The sequence below is a fragment of the Plantactinospora sp. CA-294935 genome, from assembly GCF_050936445.1.
In the GTDB taxonomy this organism is placed as follows: Bacteria; Actinomycetota; Actinomycetes; order Mycobacteriales; family Micromonosporaceae; genus Plantactinospora.
In genome coordinates, this window is sequence record NZ_JBNJMU010000001.1 from 10168470 (window position 1) to 10187363 (window position 18894).

At 71.4% G+C, this 18894-nt stretch carries 16 protein-coding genes and 1 tRNA gene; 10 read left to right on the forward strand and 7 right to left on the reverse strand.

Annotation, left to right across the window (positions count from 1 at the left end; genetic code table 11):
- Positions 1-12 precede the first annotated feature (12 nt).
- Entirely contained in the window at positions 13-1464 is a 1452-nt protein-coding gene (gene hflX, locus ACQEVC_RS44085; protein WP_432890386.1) for a GTPase HflX, read from the reverse strand.
- 736 nt (positions 1465-2200) lie between these two features.
- Here hflX and ACQEVC_RS44090 point away from each other — a divergent pair.
- Positions 2201-3682, forward strand: a complete 1482-nt coding sequence (locus ACQEVC_RS44090; RefSeq protein ID WP_432890389.1) for an NAD-dependent malic enzyme — start codon at positions 2201-2203, stop codon at positions 3680-3682.
- Between the two features lie 87 nt (positions 3683-3769).
- Here ACQEVC_RS44090 and dapF read toward each other — a convergent pair whose 3' ends face one another.
- The 3 genes from dapF to ACQEVC_RS44105 all read right to left on the reverse strand — a co-directional run bounded on the left by dapF (position 3770) and on the right by ACQEVC_RS44105 (position 6504).
- Positions 3770-4615: a diaminopimelate epimerase gene (dapF, locus tag ACQEVC_RS44095; RefSeq protein ID WP_432890391.1), complete on the reverse strand. Its 846-nt coding sequence runs from the start codon at positions 4613-4615 to the stop codon at positions 3770-3772.
- 141 nt (positions 4616-4756) lie between these two features.
- Positions 4757-5803, reverse strand: a complete 1047-nt coding sequence (gene miaA, locus ACQEVC_RS44100; protein WP_432892057.1) for a tRNA (adenosine(37)-N6)-dimethylallyltransferase MiaA — start codon at positions 5801-5803, stop codon at positions 4757-4759.
- Positions 5719-6504 carry a class III extradiol dioxygenase subunit B-like domain-containing protein gene (locus tag ACQEVC_RS44105; protein WP_432892059.1) on the reverse strand — a complete coding sequence of 262 codons (786 nt, stop codon included), beginning with the start codon at positions 6502-6504 and terminating at the stop codon, positions 5719-5721. The genes miaA and ACQEVC_RS44105 overlap by 85 nt, the downstream gene beginning before the upstream one ends.
- A gap of 248 nt (positions 6505-6752) precedes the next feature.
- Here ACQEVC_RS44105 and ACQEVC_RS44110 point away from each other — a divergent pair, with 248 nt between their 5' ends.
- Both ACQEVC_RS44110 and ACQEVC_RS44115 read left to right on the forward strand, forming a co-directional pair.
- Entirely contained in the window at positions 6753-7961 is a 1209-nt protein-coding gene (locus ACQEVC_RS44110) for a DUF349 domain-containing protein (RefSeq protein ID WP_432890394.1), read from the forward strand.
- A 384-nt stretch (positions 7962-8345) separates the two neighbouring features.
- Positions 8346-9698, forward strand: a complete 1353-nt coding sequence (locus tag ACQEVC_RS44115) for a cellulose binding domain-containing protein (protein ID WP_432890397.1) — start codon at positions 8346-8348, stop codon at positions 9696-9698.
- Positions 9699-9747: 49 nt separating this feature from the next.
- On the opposite strand, the gene miaB is transcribed toward ACQEVC_RS44115, so the two are convergent.
- The gene (gene miaB, locus ACQEVC_RS44120) at positions 9748-11241 is read right to left on the reverse strand and encodes a tRNA (N6-isopentenyl adenosine(37)-C2)-methylthiotransferase MiaB (RefSeq protein ID WP_432890400.1); all 1494 of its coding nucleotides are present in this window, start codon (positions 11239-11241) and stop codon (positions 9748-9750) included.
- An 80-nt stretch (positions 11242-11321) separates the two neighbouring features.
- Between miaB and ACQEVC_RS44125 the strand changes: the two genes are divergently transcribed.
- Positions 11322-11570: a DUF2277 family protein gene (locus ACQEVC_RS44125; protein WP_318395198.1), complete on the forward strand. Its 249-nt coding sequence runs from the start codon at positions 11322-11324 to the stop codon at positions 11568-11570.
- 63 nt (positions 11571-11633) lie between these two features.
- On the opposite strand, the gene ACQEVC_RS44130 is transcribed toward ACQEVC_RS44125, so the two are convergent.
- Positions 11634-12116, reverse strand: coding sequence for a hypothetical protein (locus ACQEVC_RS44130; protein ID WP_432890403.1), 483 nt, complete (start codon positions 12114-12116; stop codon positions 11634-11636).
- Between the two features lie 309 nt (positions 12117-12425).
- Between ACQEVC_RS44130 and ACQEVC_RS44135 the strand changes: the two genes are divergently transcribed.
- The 6 genes from ACQEVC_RS44135 to ACQEVC_RS44160 all read left to right on the forward strand — a co-directional run bounded on the left by ACQEVC_RS44135 (position 12426) and on the right by ACQEVC_RS44160 (position 16409).
- Positions 12426-12521, forward strand: a tRNA-Sec gene (locus ACQEVC_RS44135).
- Between the two features lie 245 nt (positions 12522-12766).
- Positions 12767-13552, forward strand: a complete 786-nt coding sequence (locus ACQEVC_RS44140) for an amino acid ABC transporter ATP-binding protein (protein WP_318395200.1) — start codon at positions 12767-12769, stop codon at positions 13550-13552.
- Between the two features lie 60 nt (positions 13553-13612).
- A complete protein-coding gene (locus ACQEVC_RS44145) occupies positions 13613-14503 on the forward strand; it encodes a glutamate ABC transporter substrate-binding protein (protein ID WP_432890407.1) in 891 nt (296 codons plus the stop codon).
- A 66-nt stretch (positions 14504-14569) separates the two neighbouring features.
- Positions 14570-15280 (forward strand): amino acid ABC transporter permease, encoded by a 711-nt coding sequence (locus tag ACQEVC_RS44150; protein ID WP_432890410.1) that lies wholly within the window; start codon positions 14570-14572, stop codon positions 15278-15280.
- Positions 15277-15414 (forward strand): hypothetical protein, encoded by a 138-nt coding sequence (locus tag ACQEVC_RS44155; RefSeq protein WP_432890412.1) that lies wholly within the window; start codon positions 15277-15279, stop codon positions 15412-15414. Before ACQEVC_RS44150 ends, ACQEVC_RS44155 begins: the two co-directional genes overlap by 4 nt.
- Positions 15411-16409: an amino acid ABC transporter permease gene (locus ACQEVC_RS44160; protein WP_432890415.1), complete on the forward strand. Its 999-nt coding sequence runs from the start codon at positions 15411-15413 to the stop codon at positions 16407-16409. Before ACQEVC_RS44155 ends, ACQEVC_RS44160 begins: the two co-directional genes overlap by 4 nt.
- 284 nt (positions 16410-16693) lie before the next feature.
- On the opposite strand, the gene rny is transcribed toward ACQEVC_RS44160, so the two are convergent.
- Positions 16694-18469, reverse strand: a complete 1776-nt coding sequence (gene rny / locus ACQEVC_RS44165) for a ribonuclease Y (protein WP_432890418.1) — start codon at positions 18467-18469, stop codon at positions 16694-16696.
- Positions 18470-18894: the final 425 nt, after the last annotated feature.

The window sequence follows — 18894 nt, forward strand, 5'->3', positions numbered from 1 at the left end:
CGGGGCGGCCGGTCATGCCACTACCTCCCGGTACGGCGCCAACTCCGCGGCGAGGGCCTCGTCCACCCGTACGTGCAGCTTCGTCCCCTCCGGCAGGTGCGCCGTGCCGAGCACCTCGCCCCGGCGGTGCACCCGGGCGACCAGGTCGCCGCGGTCGTACGGGAGTACCGCACGAACCTCCACCGCCGGGCGGGGCAGCCGGGCCTCGATCGCCGCCCGGACGTCCTCGACGCCACCACCCGTACGCGCGGAGACGAAAACCGCCTCCGGCCACTCCCGCTTCAACCGGAGCAGGGTCTCCTCGTCCGCCGCGTCGGTCTTGTTGACCACCAGCAGCTCGGGGAGCTTGTCCGCACCGACCTCGGCCAGTACCTCGCGTACCGCCCGGACCTGCTCCTCCGGGTCGGCGTGTGCCCCGTCCACCACGTGCACGACCAGGTCGGCGTCGGCGACCTCCTCCAGCGTGGAGCGGAACGCCTCGACGATCTGGTGCGGCAGGTGCCGGACGAACCCGACGGTGTCGGCCAGGGTGTAGACCCGCCCGTCGGCCGCGTACGCCCGGCGGGTCGTCGGGTCCAGCGTGGCGAAGAGAGCGTCCTCGACCAGTACCCCGGCGTTGGTCAACCGGTTGAGCAGGCTGGACTTGCCCGCGTTGGTGTAGCCGGCGATAGCCACGGCCGGTACGCCGTTGCGGGCCCGGCGGGCCCGCTTGGTGATCCGGGCGGTCCGCATGTTCTTGATCTCGCGGCGGAGCCGGGAGATCCGGATCCGGATCCTGCGCCGGTCGGTCTCCAGCTTGGTCTCACCGGGACCACGGAGCCCGACGCCACCGCCGGCACCGCCGCCTCGGCCGCTACCACCGGCCTGCCGGGACAGGCTCTCACCCCAGCCGCGCAGCCGGGGCAGCAGGTATTCGAGCTGGGCCAGCTCGACCTGCGCCTTACCCTCCCGGCTCTTGGCGTGCTGGGCGAAGATGTCCAGGATCAACGCGGTCCGGTCGACCACCTTGACCTTGGTGCGCTGCTCCAGGTTACGTAGCTGGGACGGGGACAGCTCACCGTCGCAGATCACCGTGTCGGCGCCGGAGGCCATGACCACCGAGCCGAGGTCGTCGACCTTGCCCCGACCGATGTAGGTGGCCGGGTCCGGCCGGCTGCGTCGCTGGATCAGGCCCTCGAGCACCTGCGAACCGGCCGTCTCGGCCAGCGCGGCGAGCTCCGCGAGCGAGTTCTCCGCGTCGGTCACCGTGCCGTCCGTCCAGACGCCGACCAGGACCACCCGCTCCAGCCGGAGCTGCCGGTATTCGACCTCGGTGACGTCGGCCAGCTCGGTGGAGAGGCCCGCGACCCGGCGGAGCGCCTGGCGGTCCTCCAGTTCCAGCTCGCCGGTGGTGACGTCGCCATCGATGACGATGGCGTCAAGGTCCTCGTCCGCCAGCCGAACGAAGCTTTCCTGGTCTCGCAAGCCGTTCCTCCTGATCAGGTGTTCGTCGTCTATCGCCTACCCCACCGGTCCGGACTCCGCGTGCCGGCCGGTAGGGGTTTCTGATGCCTGTCGCGCCATCTGCGCGCTCTGCGGCTTGTCGTCGCATTGTTACCCTGGGCGCGCGGGTGGCAATCAATCGTGACACGCGCGCCCGCCGGACGCACCCGCTATATATCGACCCAGCCGTCCCGTCGACCGCGCGGCGCGAGGCCGTCCGGCCAGAACCCCCGCACCGGCGGGCCGAGCCGACCCAGCCCGGGTAAGGGTCCGACCCCGACGGCGTTCCCCGCTTCGCCGGGACCATCCGTCCGCCAGCGGTCTCTGCTTCGCCCGGGACTACCAGGGTCTCTGCTTCGCCCGGGACTACCAGGATGGTCAACGGCCGGCACCGGCCGGAAATTCCCCGGGCCCGGCCTGAGCCATCGACGGCATGGCCCGGAACCGGGGTGGCAGAGGTCAACCGCCGGCATGGCCTGGCGTCCTTCGGGCGGACGTGAGTGGAGGTGCCGCAGGCGGCGGGCCGGAGTCTCCGGCGAAAGGCGAGCCGGTGGCGTCAACCGGCCGGGCCGGCGTCGGCGGCGTTGTCGCCCCGGCCTAGGGTGGTGCGGGTCGTCGGATGGCGACGGAGGCCGGGCCCGGCCGACGGCGGGTCCGGGCCGGCAGGCGAGAATGCTGACGGCGGCAACGAAGCCGCGGGAAGACGACGGAGGACCACGTGGCGATCACCCGACTGCCGAGTGCCGGATTCTCGATCACCATCCGGATCGGCGTAACGGCGGACGCCTCGGCCATCGGCCGGCTGACCACCTGCGTCGGTGAGGCCGGCGCCATCGTGACCGCGCTCGACGTGGTCGACTCCGACCCCACCACGGTGGTCGTCGACCTGACCTGCGACACCGCCGACGCGACCCACGCCGACCAGGTGGTGAAGGCGCTGACCGCGCTGGACGGGGTGGACGTGCGCAAGGTCTCCGACCGGACCTTCCTGCTGCACCTCGGCGGCAAGATCGAGGTCTCCCCGAAGGTGGCGCTGCGCAACCGGGACGAGCTCTCCCGGGCGTACACCCCGGGGGTGGCCCGGGTCTGCCTGGCCATCGCGGAGAATCCCGCCGACGCGCGGCGGCTCACCATCAAGCGGAACACCGTCGCGGTGGTGACGGACGGCTCTGCCGTACTCGGACTGGGCAACATCGGTCCGGCGGCGGCGCTGCCGGTGATGGAGGGCAAGGCCGCGCTCTTCAAGCGGTTCGGCGGGGTGGACGCCTGGCCGGTGGTGCTGGACACCCAGGACCCGGACGAGATCGTCTCGATCGTCCGGGCGATCGCTCCGCAGTACGGCGGGATCAACCTGGAGGACATCGCCGCGCCACGGTGCTTCGAGATCGAGAACCGGCTGCGCGAACTGCTCGACATCCCGGTCTTCCACGACGACCAGCACGGCACCGCGATCGTGGTGCTGGCCGCGCTCACGAACGCACTGCGGGTGGTCGGCAAGAAACTCGCCGACGTCCGGGTGGTCGTCTCCGGTGCCGGTGCCGCCGGTACGGCGATCATGAAGCTGCTGCTCCGGCAGGGCGTCGGCGACATCATCGCGTACGACCGCCAGGGCCCGCTGCACCGCAACCTGGAGGGGCTGAACTCGGCCTGGCAGTGGCTCGCCGAGCACACGAACCGGGACGCCTTCTCCGGTGACCTCAAGGCGGCCCTGCGCGGCGCGGACGTCTTCATCGGGGTGAGCGCCCCCAACCTGCTCACCGGCGACGACATCGCCACGATGGCGCCCGACGCGATCGTCTTCGCGCTGGCCAACCCGGACCCGGAGGTGGACCCCCGGGAGGCGCGCAAGTACGCCTCGGTGGTCGCCACCGGCCGGTCCGACCAGCCCAACCAGATCAACAACGTGCTCGCCTTCCCGGGCGTCTTCCGCGGCATGCTCGACGCACACGCCGAGGAGTTCACCGAGGAGATGGCGATCGCGGCCGCCCGGGCCATCGCCGACGTGGTGGGCGCAGAGAAGATCAACCCGACGGTCATCGTGCCGAGCGTCTTCGACCCCCGGGTGGCACCGGCGGTGGCCGCCGCGGTCCGGGCCGCCGCGCAACACCCCACTCCCCCGCCGGCCGCGGATCCCGGGCCGGCCGACCTGCCCGAGATCGCCGCCGAGGCCGCCGCCCCGGCCAGCCCGCTGTCGAGCTGACCGCGCGACCGGCCGGACCGAAGGTCCCGTAGCGGGACCGCGACCCGGGCCACCTGGGCCGGGGGCACGGCCGGGGGAAGAAGAAGCTCAGCCGGTGATCGCGGCCAGGTCGATCTCGCCGTGTGCGACCAGCGTCGCCGGGCCGGCGAGCCAGCAGCTCTCGTCGTCCAGGGTCACCGTGAGCCGGCCGCCGGGCACGTCCACCGCGACCGCCCCGCTGGTACGCCCGGCGTCGCGCAACGCCACCGCCGCCACCGCGCAGGCGCCGGAGCCGCAGGAGAGGGTCTCCGCCGAGCCGCGCTCGTAGACCCGCATCCGCACGTGCAGGTCGGTGCCGTCGACCGGCTCAGCGGGGGCGACGAACTCGACGTTCACGCCGGCCGGAAAAGCCGCGGGGTCGAAACCGGGTGAGCGGGTGAGGTCGAGCCCGGTCAGCTCGATGCTGGCCGGCAGTACGCAGACCAGGTGCGGGTTGCCGCAGTCCACCGCGGAACCAGCCAGGGTCAGCCCGCCCAGCGTGGCCACGGCTCCCCCGGTGATCCGGGGCCGCCCGAGGTCCACCGCGATCTCCCCGGCCGTCACCTCGGCCCGGACCAGTCCGGCCCGGGTGGCGATCGGCAGGCCGCCGTCGACCGGCTCGGCCAGTCCGCTGGAGATCAGATATCTGGTGAAGACCCGTACCCCGTTGCCGCACATCTCCGCGATGGAGCCGTCGGCGTTCCAGTAGTCCATGAACCACTCGGCGCTGCCGGCGTAGCCGACCGCGTCCGGGTGCTTGGCCGCCCGGACGACCCGCAGCACCCCGTCCGCGCCGATGCCGCGCCGACGGTCGCAGAGCGCCGCCACGATCGACGGGGTCAGGTCGAGCTGGCCGTCTGGGTCGGGCAGGAGCACGAAGTCGTTACCGGTGCCGTGGCCCTTGGTGAACCGCACCCCTCCATCATCCCCGAGCGCCCGCCGGCCCTGCCGGGCACCCTCCCCCGGGCCCGGAATCACTCGCACCGCATGCCTCTCCGACCCCACCGGGCCCTGCCGTTGGGTAAGGCCTGCCGGCGGTCAGCCGGGGCACCCGGGTCAGCCCGGGTGGTGTAGGGCCGAATCGGCCCAGGCGGCGTGGGTCGCGCCGGCCGACGGGTCGCGGACCAGTGCGAGGGCCGCCTCGACCAGGTCGTCCCGGGCCCCGTCCAACCAGTGGATCCGGGGATCGCGACGGAACCAGGAGCGCTGCCGCCGGACGAACCGCCGGGTCGCCTGGATCGTGTCGGCCCGCGCCTCGGGCTCGGACATCTCGCCGTCGAGCAGCCGGAGTACCTGCTGGTAGCCGAGCGCCCGGCTGGCGGTACGGCCCTCCCGCAGGCCCTGCCCCGCCAGCGCCCGGGTCTCGGCGACCAGGCCGTCCGCCCACATCTTGTCCACCCGTACGGCGATCCGCTCGTCCAGCGCCGCCGTTTCCCGGTCCACCCCGAGCTGTACGGCGGCGTAGTACGGCGTCGGCCGGGGCAGCGAGGCGGTGAACGGCGCACCGGTCAGCTCGATCACCTCCAGCGCCCGTACGATCCGCCGCCCGTTGCTGGGCAGGATGTTCTCCGCCGCCGCTGGATCGGCGGCCCGCAGCCGGGCGTACAGCGGCGCCGGCCCCGACTCGGCGAGTTCCGCCTCCAGCCGTGCCCGGACCAGCGGATCCGTGCCGGGGAACTCGAACTCGTCGAGCACCGCCCGGACGTAGAGCCCCGAGCCGCCGACCAGCAGCGGTACCCGTCCCCGGGCCAGGATGTCGTCGACGGCCGCCCGGGCCAGCGCCTGGTACGCCGCCACGCTCGCCGGTTCGGTCACCGCCCAGACGTCCAGCAGGTGGTGCGGTACCCCGGCCCGCTCCGCCGGGGTCAGCTTGGCGGTTCCGACGTCCATCCCCCGATAGAGCTGCATCGAGTCGGCGTTGACCACCTCGCCGCCGAGGGCCTCGGCCAGTTCGATGCTCAGCCCGGACTTCCCGGTGGCGGTGGGGCCGACGACCGCGACGATCCGGCCGCGCCCGCTCACGCCGGCTCTCCGCCCGGCTCGCCGGACCTCGGCAGCCGCTCCCGCTCGCCCGACCTCGGCAGCCGCTCCCGCTCGCCGGATCCGGGCGACCCGTCCGGCCGCGGCGGGGTCCAGGTGGCGACGAAGTAGCTGACCCCGTAGGGCGCCGCGTAGTAGGTAAGGTCGCCGCGCCAGGGCGCCCCGCTGCGGGCCGCCGCCTCGGCGAGCACCTGCCAGGGCGCCCGGCCGGCGACCAGCAGCCGGGTGGACAGCTCCGGCTCCAGCCCGAGCAGGGCGGAACGGTCGGCGTCCCGGAGCGCCGCGGCGACCCGGTCGTCGTAGGGCCGGGCGCGCGGATCGTCGTACCCGGGGGACCGCTCGCCCCGGCAGGCCGACCCGTCCCCCATCACCAGCAGCCCGACCCGCTCGGCCGGATCCTCGACCAGTTCGGCACCGATCCGCCGGCACTCGTCCACCGGGGTGTCGGTGCCGACGCTCTGCCCCCGGTGTGGTCCGGCCGCACCGGCCCGGCCCAGCAGCCAGGCACCGACCAGCAGGCTGAGCGGCAGTTCCGCCCGGCCGGTGCGGGTGCCGTCCGGCCCCAGCCGCAGCACCCGGTCCAGCCCGTACGGCCGGAGGCTGCCGCGGTCGTCCGGCCCGTGCCGGAGGGTTCGTTCCCCCGCCCCCACCACGACTACGACGTCCGGCCCGGTCGCCAGTAGCCGACCGACCGCATCGACGCAGGCGGAACGGAGATCATCCAGCTCACCGGCCGCGGACGCGGCAAGTTCCGGAACAATCATCGGGGGATGCGGGCAGACGGCGGCGGCGACCAGTGGCACGCCACCACCGTAGCGGGCAGCGAACCTTACACCCGAAGGCCAGACGATTCGGGTGCGGTCAAGGACACCGTATGGTCACGGTCGACGATAGGCGCTCGACGCGGACCGGGTTGGACCTGTGACAATGCCGGGAGATACTTCGCTGCGCCGTGGCGGCGACCGCCGGGGACCCCCATCCCCGGCAGCGCCGGGAGAACGAGGATGGGCTCATGAGTGACTGGACTGCCTTTGGACGGGTGGATGCGGACGGGAACGTCTACGTCAAGACGGCCGAGGGTGAGCGTGTGGTCGGTTCCTGGCAGGCCGGTGCGCCGGAGGAAGGTCTGGCCCACTTCGCCCGCCGCTTCGCCGACCTGGTCACCGAAGTCGACCTGACCGAGGCCCGACTCAATTCGGGGGCGGCGGACCCGTCGGGTTCGCTCGCCACCGTCCGGCGGTTGCGGGCATCGCTCGCCGAGGCGCACGTGGTCGGCGACCTCGACGCGCTCGCCGCCCGGCTGGACCGGCTGGCCACGCTCGCCGAAGGCAAGGCCGGCGAGGCCCGGGCCGCCCGGGAGACCGCCCGGGCCGAGGCGGTGGCCCGGAAGACGGCCCTGGTCGAGGAGGCCGAGAAGCTGGCTGCGGAGTCCACCGGGTGGAAGACCGCGGGCGACCGGCTCAAGGAGATCCTCGACGAGTGGAAGACCATCCGCGGCGTCGACAAGAAGACCGACGGCGAGCTGTGGAAGCGGTTCGCCGCCGCCCGGGACGGCTTCACCCGGCGCCGCGGGGCGCACTTCGCCACCCTGGACGCCCAGCGCAAGCAGGCCCAGGCGGCCAAGGAGGAACTGGTCGTCGAGGCCGAGTCGCTGGCCGACTCGACGGACTGGGCCGCCACCGCCAACCGGCTGCGGGAGCTGATGGCACAGTGGAAGGCCGCGCCACGCGCCTCGAAGGAGGCCGAGGAGCGGCTCTGGGAACGGTTCCGGGGCGCCCAGGACGGCTTCTTCTCCCGGCGCAGCGAGGTCTTCTCGGCCCGGGACGCGGAGCAGCGCGGCAACCTGGAGCGCAAGCAGGCCCTGCTCGCCGAGGCCGAGGCGCTCGACGTCGACGGCGACCCGCGAGGCGCGCAGGCGAAGCTGCGGGAGATCCAGGGGCAGTGGCACGAGGCGGGCCGGGTGCCCCGGGACGCGGCGGCCAACCTGGACCGCCGGCTGCGCGCGGTGGACGAGAAGGTACGCCAGGCGATGGACTCGGCGTGGCGGCGCACCGAGCCGTCGTCCAACCCGCTGCTCGCGCAGATGCGCGACCAGGTCGCCGAGGCCGAGCAGCGGCTGGCCCGGGCCAGGACAGCCGGCGACGCGAAGCGGATCCGCGAGGCCGAGCAGGCCCTCGCCGCCAAGCGACGGTTCCTGGAGCTGGCCGAACAGGCGAGCTGAGCCGATCCCCGGGCGGGCCAGGCCCGCCCGGGGACTCCGGCCGCCGTCGACTCTCGACACGTACCGGCCGATCGCCGGCGGTTCCACCCCCGCGACGACACCGCCGCCCGGGCATCCCGGGCGGCGTTACTCGTTCAGGCGCAGCGGGCGGTGCCGGGGGCGAACCAGCGTGCACCGGGGACGAACCGGTCGTTTACAAGGATCGAAAAGCGTGGTTCCATCGGAGGAAAGCGCTTGCCTTCGGCGGGCGTGAGTGTGGGAGCCATCGTCTCGAAACACGGCTTGGATCCGCGGCGCGGGTCGGCCGGTCGCCGGGAGCCGCCGGGCACGGCACCCGAGCTGACCGGCGTACGCGCGGTGCGTCCGAACTCGAAGGAGAGCACGATGCTCGCACGACGGCGCCGGACGGCGCTGATTCTCACCGCTGCCGCCACCACCGCCGCGCTCGCCGGAGCCGGTGTGCTCACCGCGGTCTCCGCACACGCCGCGGTCGGCTGTCAGGTCAGCTACTCGGTCGCCTCGCAGTGGCCGGGCGGCTTCGGCGGCAACGTCACCATCACCAACCTCGGCGATCCGCTCAACGGCTGGACGCTGCGCTGGACCTACTCCGCCGGGCAGACGGTGACCCAGGCGTGGAACGCGAACGTGTCGCAGAGCGGCAGTCAGGTCACCGCGACCAACGTCGGCTACAACGGCAGCGTCGCCACCAACGCCAGCGTCTCGTTCGGGTTCAACGGCACCTTCACCGGGTCGAGCAACCCGGCGCCGACCAGCTTCAGCGTCAACGACGTGACCTGCACCGGCGGCACCAACCCGGGCACACCGGGGCCGACCACCCCGACGACCCCGCCGACGACCGGACCGACGCTGCCGCCGCAGACCGGGCTGGTCGGCTGGGCCACCCAGAACGGTGGTACCACGGGTGGCGGCAACGCCGCCGCCACCACGGTCACCAGCGCCTCCGCCCTGACCAGCGCGGTCGGTTCCAGCAGCGCCGCCGTGATCCGGGTCTCCGGCACCATCTCCTGCTCCGGCATGCTCCGGGTCCGCTCCAACAAGACCATCGTCGGGGTCGGTGCCAACGCCACCATCTCCGGGTGCGGACTCAATATCAACGGAGACCGCAACGTCATCATTCGCAACATCAACTTCCGTGGCTGGGACGACGACGCCATCAACGTCCAGGAGTCGGCCACCAACATCTGGATCGATCACAACAGCTTCACCGACGGGTACGACGGTGCCGTCGACGTGAAGCGGGCCTCGGACTTCGTCACCATCTCCTGGAACCGCGTCTACGGCCACGACAAGTCCATGCTGCTCGGCCACAGCGACGACAACGCCAGCCAGGACCAGGGCCACCTGCGGGTCACCTACCACCACAACTGGTTCGACGGCTCGGAGCAGCGGCACCCCCGGGTCCGGTTCGGCAACCCGGTGCACGTCTTCAACAACTACTACAACAACATCGGCGGCTACGGCGTCGCGTCCACCGAGGGAGCGGGCGTACTCGTCGAGGGCAACTACTTCGAGAACACCGACGACCCGTACCACCTCGGTGAGGGCGACTCGGGTCCGGGCAGCCTGGTCGCCCGGAACAACCACTTCGTCAACTCCGGCAGCGGGCAGACCGGCGGCAGCGTCGCCGGCATCCCGTACTCGTACCAGCTCGACAGCGCCAGCGGCGTGAAGTCGATCGTGACCAGCGGTGCCGGCACCGGCCGGATCGGCCTCTGAGCGGACCGGGTGGCAGGACGGGCCGGTCTTCCCGGCCCGTCCGCACGCCTCAGCGGTCGCAGGCCGCCGCGGGCGCGGGCAGCGGCGGCGGCACGCCGACGGTGGGCAGCCCGAGCGACACCCCACCGGTACGCGGCGCGCGCCCCGCCTCGGCCGCGTCACCGGCCCGGGTACGCCGGTGGGCCAGTGGCTCCCCGTCGGCGTTCAGGTGGTGCGGGGCGGCGTAGCTGACCGTGGTGTGCACGATGTCGCCGGGCCGGATCCTCCCCGCGTACGAGCCGGCGGCGAAGTGCACCAGCCGGCCGTCCCGGGCCCGGCCGGAGAGCCGTCCGGTGCGCTCGTCCTTGCGCCCCTCGCCGACCGCCACCAGCACCTCGACCGGGGTACCGACGAGCTTGCGGTTCTCCGCCCAGGTGATCTCCTCGACCGCTGCGATCAGCCGGTCGTAGCGCTCCTGGACCACCTGCTTGGGCAGTTGGTCCGGCATGGTGGCGGCCGGGGTGCCGGGGCGTTTCGAGTACTGGAAGGTGAACGCCGAGGAGAACCGCGCCTCCCGGACCACCTGCAGGGTGCGGGCGAAGTCGGCCTCGGTCTCGCCGGGGAAGCCGACGATGATGTCGGTGGTGATCGCCGCGTCCGGCATCGCCGCCCGGACCTTTTCGATGATCCCGAGATAGCGCTCGGCCCGGTACGACCGGCGCATCGCCCGGAGCACGTCGTCGGAGCCGGACTGCAACGGCATGTGCAGCGAGTGGCACACGTTCGGGGTCTCGGCCATCGCCGCGATCACGTCGTCGGTGAAGTCCTTCGGGTGCGGGCTGGTGAACCGGACCCGCTCCAGCCCGTCGATCTCGCCGGTGGCCCGGAGCAGCTTCCCGAACGCGAGCCGGTCACCGAACTCGACGCCGTACGAGTTGACGTTCTGGCCGAGCAGGGTGACCTCGAGCACACCCTCGGCGACCAGGGCGCGTACCTCGGCCAGGATGTCGCCGGGGCGGCGGTCCTTCTCCCGGCCGCGCAGCGCCGGCACGATGCAGAAGGTGCAGGTGTTGTTGCAGCCGACCGAGATCGACACCCAGCCGGCGTAGGTCGACTCGCGCCGGGTCGGCAGCGTGGAGGGGAAGACCTCCAGCGACTCCAGGATCTCCACCTCGGCGGCGGCGTTGTGCCGGGCCCGCTCCAGCAGCACCGGCAACGCGCCGATGTTGTGGGTGCCGAAGACCACGTCCACCCAGGGCGCCCGGCGGACGATCTCGCCCCGGTCCTTCTGGGCCAGGCAGCCGCCGACCGCGATCTGCATCTCCGGGCGCTTGTCCTTGGCCGGCCGGAGGTGCCCGAGGTTGCCGTAGAGCCGGTTGTCGGCGTTCTCGCGTACCGCACAGGTGTTGAAGACCACGACGTCCGGATCGTCGGAGTCGGCCGCGCGAACGTAACCGGCCTGCTCCAGCAGTCCGGAGATCCGCTCGGAGTCGTGCACGTTCATCTGGCAGCCGTAGGTGCGCACCTGATAGGTACGCGGGCTGCCGAGGGCTGCGGTAGTCATGACAGTGACAGAGTATCCGCAGGACCCGGGAAGCCCGTTCCCCCGGGACGTCCACTCCCCCTCGACCGGAAGGTAGCGCCATGTGCCGGAGCATCAAGACCCTTCGCCAGCCGTACGCCGAGGTCGTCACCGAGACGGACATCGAGGCGGCGGCGTTGCAGTACGTCCGCAAGATCTCCGGGTTCCGCGCCCCGGCCGCGCACAACGCGGCGGCCTTCGACGCCGCGGTGGCCGCCGTGGCCGAGGCAACCCGGACCCTGCTCGACCAGCTCGTGGTGAAGGGCTCCGGCACCGGCCAGCCGGCAAAGGGCGGGCAGGCGGCAGGCTAGCGGGCAAGCGCGGGCTAGCGGCCAGGCGCGGGCTAGCGGGCTAGCGGCCAGGCGGTCAGGCGGTCAGGCGGCGGCGAGCGCCGGGATCACCGAGTCCGGGACCCAGCGCGACCGCTGACAGGGCGACCAGCCCCGGCAGCGCGGACTGAGCACGGTGCAGAGCCGCTGCTCGGAGAGGATCTCGCCGTCCTCAGTGTCCCGCACGTCGTGGTGCACCGGCCGGATGGTGCCGTCCGCCGCGACCAGCAGGTGCCGCCCGGCGTCCAGGGTGTCGTCCGGCAGCAGGCAGGCCCGGCCCAGCCGGCGGGCGAACGCCGCGACGGCGCCCACCTCCGGCAGCCCGGCCGGCACGCCGTAGCAGTCGACGGAGGTCGGGAAGTCACCGGGGCGGTGCCAGACGTCGGCCAACAGCGCGCCGGCCGGTACCCGGACCGGGTCGACCCCGCCGAGCGGCAGCACCGGTACGTCGAGCGCGTCGGCAAGCGCGAGGCGGATCTCCGAGGCGGCGACGCGCCCCTCCGTCCTCCAGTTCCACAGCTCGATCATTGCCGCCTCCTCGCCGTAATCGTTCGTGGCTGGATGCCGGTCTCGCCTCGGGCATCCCCCGTCGGGCCGGGAACCCCGTGTCTGGGTGTAACGGCCTCACCCACGATGGTGCCGGGCACACCGGATCGAGAGCGGCTAAGTTACCGGTCTGTGACCATATCCGCCGAAATAGACGACCCTTGACTACCTATTGTAGTCGGAGTGGAAGCCCGTTCCGGCGCAGCTCGCCGGACACGCTCACCCAGCGTGGTCTCTTCGGTTCAGCGGGGTCGGGCACCGGACACTTCGGGCGCGGATATAGTCCGACCTGGAGGCGGGCAGGTGCCTGGTGGTCCTCACGGTCTTCAAAACCGATGCGACCGAGTAGCTCGGTCGGGCGGGTTCGATTCCCGTACGCCTCCGCCAGCTTTTTCCCGGCGACGGACCGGTCGCCCGGTTCCGGACGGCACCCCACCTCGGGAAGCGCGACGGCGACCAGCACGCCACTACTCAGAGTTGACAGACCCTAGCGGACAGTCATGATCTTTGTCGTCGCTGTTATCGCCCCGTGATGAACTCGATTACATTCCAGCACGTCAGGTCCCCTAGAGTTGCGTAACCGATTCAGCCTGAATCTGGTGCGACAGATCATGGACGAGACAGGTGGGGGCATGACCGAGCGGAGCGACGCGGGCGAAGTGGCCGGTGCGACGACGACTGACCGACCGCTCATCAGGCTTGACGGGGTCAACAAGTGGTTCGGCCCGCTGCACGTGTTGCAGGACGTCGACCTGTCGGTGGCCCGTGGCGAGGTCGTCGTGGTGATCGGCCCCTCCGGCTCCGGCAAGTCGACGCTCTGCCGGGCGATCAACCGGCTCGAGCCGATCAACTCCGGCACCATCATCTTCGACGGCCAGCCGCTGCCGGCCGAGGGCAAGGCCCTGGCCCGGCTGCGCAGCGAGGTCGGCATGGTCTTCCAGTCGTTCAACCTCTTCGCGCACAAGACGATCCTCGAGAACGTCACCCTCGGCCCGACCAAGGTCCGCAAGGAGAAGGCGGCCTCCGCCCGGGACCGGGCGATGCAGCTACTGGAGCGGGTCGGCATCGCGAACCAGGCCGAGAAATATCCGGCACAGCTCTCCGGTGGACAGCAACAGCGGGCGGCGATCGCCCGCGCGCTGGCCATGCAGCCCAAGGCGATGCTCTTCGACGAACCCACCAGCGCCCTCGACCCGGAGATGGTCGGCGAGGTGCTGGACGTGATGACCTCGCTGGCCCGGGACGGCATGACGATGGTGGTGGTGACCCACGAGATGGGCTTCGCCCGGCACGCCGCCAACCGGGTCATCTTCATGGCCGACGGCCAGCTCGTCGAGGACGCCGCACCGGACGAGTTCTTCGCCAATCCCCGTAGCGAGCGGGCCAAGGACTTCCTGTCCAAAATCCTCACCCACTAGGTATCCACAGTGGAGCGACCGCCCCCGGGTCTGGCCGCTCCGTCGAAGAAGGAGAGAGCAATGCGCATCACGCGAGTGGCGGCGGTGGCCGCGGTCGCGGCACTGGCCTTCACCGTGGCCGCCTGCGGCGGTGACGATGGAGACGGTGCGGGCACCGGTGCCGGGAGCAAGACCTTCGAGGCCGGCACCACGATGGAGCGGCTGAACAAGGCCCAGAAGATCATTATCGGCACCAAGTTCGACCAGCCGGGCTTCGGCCTCAAGGGCCTCGACAACAAGCCGGCCGGCTTCGACGTCGAGATCGGCAAGATCATCGCCGGTGAGCTGGGTATCGCCGAGGACAAGGTCGAATTCATCGAGAGCCCGTCCGCGGTCCGGGAAGAGGTCCTGGAGCAGGGCAAGGCCGACATCGTGGTGGCGACCTACACCATCAACGACAAGCGCAAGGAGCGGATCGACTTCGCCGGTCCGTACTACGTCGCCGGGCAGCACATCATGGTCCGCTCCGACGACAGCTCCATCACCGGCCCGGACTCGTTCAAGGCCGGCGACAAGAAGGTCTGCTCGGTGCAGGGTTCGACCCCGGCCGACAACATCAAGAAGTACCTGGCCAACCCGGCCAGCCCCGGCGCCCAGCTGGTGCTCTTCGACGGCTACCAGAAGTGCGTCGACGCGCTGACCAACAAGCAGGTCGACGCCGTCACCACCGACAACGTCATCCTGCTCGGCTACGTGGCCAAGAGCGAGGGCAAGTTCAAGCTCGCCGGTGAGAAGTTCACCGAGGAGCCGTACGGGATCGGTGTCAAGAAGGGCGACACCGCGTTCCGCGAGTTCATCAACGCCACCCTCGAGAAGATCTACACCGACGGCCGGTACGCGAAGGCCTGGCAGGACACCGCGGGCAAGTTCGACCCGACCGTCCCGCAGGGTCCGGCGGTCAACCGGTACTGAGTAGCGCCAGCATCGACAGACGCAGTTAGGTAGGAGCTGGAAGGTGACCATGAGAGAGGCGTGCCCGTGAGTGTGCTCGTCGACCACTTCGACGTCTTCGTTGGAGGGTTCTGGCTCACCTTCCAGCTCTGTATCCTGTCCGCGATCGGGGCGCTGGTGCTCGGCACCCTGGTCGCGGTCATGCGGATCTCCCCGGTGCCGCCACTGCGCTGGATCGGCACGGCGTACGTGACGGTGTTCCGGAACAGTCCGCTGACCATCGTGATGTTCTTCGCGGCCTTCGGGTTGCCGGCGCTCGGCTCGAACGCCGACTTCCTGCGCGTCCCCGGGCTGTCCAGCATCTTCTCCCGGCTCGGCATCGACCTGCCGTACTTCCGGTTCGCCGTCATCGCGCTCTCGATCTACACCGCCGCCTTCGTCTGCGAGGCGATCCGCAGCGGCATCAACGCCGTACCGCCGGGGCAGGCCGAGGCGGCCCGGGCGATCGGGCTCACCTTCGGGCAGAACCTGCGGTATGTCGTGCTGCCGCAGGCCTGGAAGTCCGCGGTCGTACCGCTCGGCTCGGTGATCATCGCCATGATCAAGAATTCCGCGCTCGCCGGTTTCTTCGGAGTCGTCGGCGACCTCTCCAACTCGGCACAGAATCTGACCAGCGCGCTCGGCGAGCCGATCATCCCGGTCTTCGTCGGAGTCTCCATCGGCTTCCTGGTGATGACCGTGCCGCTGGGCATCCTCCTCGACCGGATCGAGCGGCGCCGGGCGGTGTCGGCCCGGTGAACGCACTGGACAGTCGGGTGGCGGGTAACCCGCACGAGGAAGGTGCCGGCATGAGCGAGCACAGCGAGCGGATCGTCGGACTCAGCACCGATGTGCCTCAGGGCGGCACGGAACGAAGCGGAGTGCAGGCATGAGCAACCAGCAGACGGTGCTCTACGACGCCCCCGGGCCACGGGCCCGCCGGGTCACCCTGATCGTGAGCCTGTTCGCGGTCGTCGGCATCGCCGTCCTCGGATACTTCCTCATCTACCGGCCGCTGGACGAGAACGGCCAGTTCACGATGGAGAAGTGGGGTCCGCTGATCGACCCCAACAACGAGGTGTTCCCGCTGGTCTGGGCGCGACTGCGGGACGGCTTCATCGCCACCCTGACCGCCGCCGGACTGGCGATCGTCAGCTCGCTCGTCTTCGGCACGGCGCTCGCCGTCCTCCGGGTGCAGCTCAAGACGCTGAAGCAGCGGCGGTTCGTGGGGCTGCCCGGCCCGGCCGCCTGGACGCTGCGCGGGCTCGGCTGGGTGCTCAACGCGGTCACCCGGTTCTGCGTGGAGATCTTCCGCGGCCTGCCGGTCGTGATCACCATCTTCTTCGTCGCCAGCGCCCTGCCCGACCTGGGCGTCGACCTCGGCGACATCCTCTGGTACCTGGTCATCGGCCTCACCATCTACAACGGCGTGGTCATCGCCGAGATCCTCCGCTCCGGTATGGAGGGCCTGCCCGGCGGCCAGCGGGAGGCGGCGCACGCGATCGGGTTCAGCTCCTTCCAGACCACCCGGATGATCCTGCTGCCCCAGGCGTTCCGGATCATGCTGCCGGCCCTGATCAGCCAGCTCATCGTGGTCCTCAAGGACACCTCGCTCGGCTTCATCATCAGCTACGAGGAAGTGCTCCGGGTCAGCCGGTTCATCATCGACAACCTGGAGAACCCGATCCAGGTGTACACCGTGGTCGGCGCCATCTACATCCTGATCAACTACCTGCTGTCGAAGCTCGCCGAGTACGCGCAGCGCCGGATGGCTCGGGCCCGCAAGACCCGTGGGCTGCCGACCCAGGCCGCGCCGCCGTCGATCATGCCGCAGGCCGGTCCCGGCGGAGCCACCGTGGGTGTCGGGGCGGACACGAGCAGCGCCTAGCTACTACCCGCCGGGTCCGCCTCCGCATCGAGGGTGGACCGACACGAGAACGCCGGCCGCGACCGAGAGGTGGTGGCCGGCGTTTCCGTCTGTCCATGCCACCCACCGATGCCAGGAGCCCGCCCGGGCCTGCCAGCGACGGCAGGTCTTGTCGGTCGGTGCACAGGCGGGGCAGCTCGACAGTCTCACTGTCCGTGCCTGCTACCGACGCCAGGGACCCGCAGAGTGCGCGCCCCGAGGTGTGCCGGCGGGCCGGACGTCGAACAACGGGCTCGGCGCGGGCGTCAGCGGGCGATCTCGGTGACCCTGGACTCGCGCACGACGGTCACCCGGATCTGACCCGGATAGGTCAGCTCCTCCTCGATCTGCTTCGCCACGTCCCGGGCCAGCACCGCCGCGCCGATCTCGTCGACGTCGTCCGGCTTGACCATCACCCGGATCTCCCGACCCGCCTGCATCGCGAAGACCTTCTCCACGCCCGACTTGCCGGCGGCGATCTCCTCGATCCGCTCCAGCCGCTTGACGTACGCCTCCAGGCTCTCCCGGCGCGCCCCCGGCCGACCGCCGGAGCAGGCGTCGGACGCCTGGGTCAGCACCGCCTCGATGGTCTGCGGCGGCACCTCGTTGTGGTGCGCCTCGATCGCGTGCACCACCTCCTCGGACTCGCCGTACTTGCGGGCCAGGTCGGCGCCGATCAGTGCGTGGCTGCCCTCCACCTCGTGGGTGAGCGCCTTGCCGATGTCGTGCAGAAACGCGGACCGCTTGATCAGCGGCACGTCCAACCGCAGTTCGGCGGCCATGATCCCGGCGATGTGCGCCGTCTCCACCAGGTGCTTGAGCACGTTCTGCCCGTACGACGTCCGGTAGCGCAGCCGACCCAGCAGGCTGACCATCTCCGGGTGTATCTCGGTGATGCCCACCTCGACCAGGGCGTCCTCGGCGGCCCGCTGGCAGAGCCGCTCCACCTCGTGCTTGGCGGTCTCGAAGACCTCCTCGATGCGGTGCGGGTGGATCCGGCCGTCGAGTACCAGCTTCTCCAGGGTCAACCGGCCGATCTCCCGGCGTACCGGGTCGAAGCAGGAGAGCAGCACCGCCTCCGGCGTGTCGTCGATGATCAGGTTGACCCCGGTGACCGACTCGAAGGCCCGGATGTTGCGCCCCTCGCGGCCGATGATCCGGCCCTTCATCTCGTCTCCGGGCAGGTGCAGCACGCTGACCACGCTCTCCGCGGTCTGCTCGCTGGCCACCCGCTGGATGGCGTCGACCACGATGTGCCGGGCCCGCTGCTCGGCGGTGTTCCGGGCGTCGGCCTCGATGTCCCGGACCAGGATCGCCGCCTCCCGCTTCGCCTGGCCCTCGATCGCCTCCACCAGCTCGGCCCGGGCCGCGTCGGCGGTCAGCCCGGCGATCCGCTCCAGCTCCCGCTTCCGCAGCTCCTCCGCCTCGACCAGCGCCGTCTCCCGGGCGACCAGCGCTGCCTTCCGGGCCGCCAGCTCGGCGGCCGTGGCGGTCAGCCGGCGCTCCCGTTCGGCGAGCCGCTCCACCTCCTCGGTGTGCAGCCGCTCCCGCTCGTCCATCCGCTGGGCTCGCCGTTCCACCTCGGCCGCCTGTTCCCGGGTGGTGGAGGCGAGCAGCGAGATCTCCCGCTCGCCGCTGCGCCGGGCCGCCGCGCGTACCTGCTCGGCGTCCGCCTCGGCCTGCCGGTGCGCCCGGTCCAGTACGGTGTCGGCCTCGGCCCGGGCGGCGTCCAGTACCCGCTGTGCCTCGGCCCGGGCGGCGCTCGCCTCGGCCTTCGCGGCGGCGGCGTCAGCCCGGGCCGCCGCAGCGGCCGACTTGGCGGTGTCGACGCTCGACGACGCCTCGTCGGCGGCGGTGCGCAGCGCCGCCAGCGACTGCTCCTGCCGGTCCTTCTCGGCGACGAAGGCGGGATCGTCCGGCGGCGGCGTGGCGGCCGCGGTCCCGATCCGACGCAGCGCCCGGGCGCCCAGGCTGATCGCGACGAGCACCAGCGCGGCCAGCCCGACGATGGCGGCCAGCAGGACCCATTCGAGGCCGCTCATGCCGGCGCTCCGCGTCGCTGCGTGCCGGCACGAGGCACATCCGCACTGGACTGGCTGATTCGCTCGGGTCGCTCGCTCATGCCGGAGCCCCGGCGTGACTGAACCCGCTACCGATCCTGGCCCGCTCGGTCATGGCCGCCTCCCCTGTGCCGTCAAGCGCCGGAGGTGCCACGCCCGTGGGTGAGGCGTGCCCTGCGGCTGTCACGACGCCCGACCGAGGCGGCTGGCCGAGGGTACGGCCACCGGGCAGTGCCCCCCGGGGACACCGCCGACGACCGGGTGCTGCTGGTGCTGCGGTTACCGGACCGGCCCGTCCGGTAACCGAATATCTGGCCGATGAACTGGCCTGAAGTGATGCCGTACTGTTACGCGATCTATGTTGTGCGCTTAGCCTGCGATGGTCGGGAAAACTCGTCTAAGGCGAG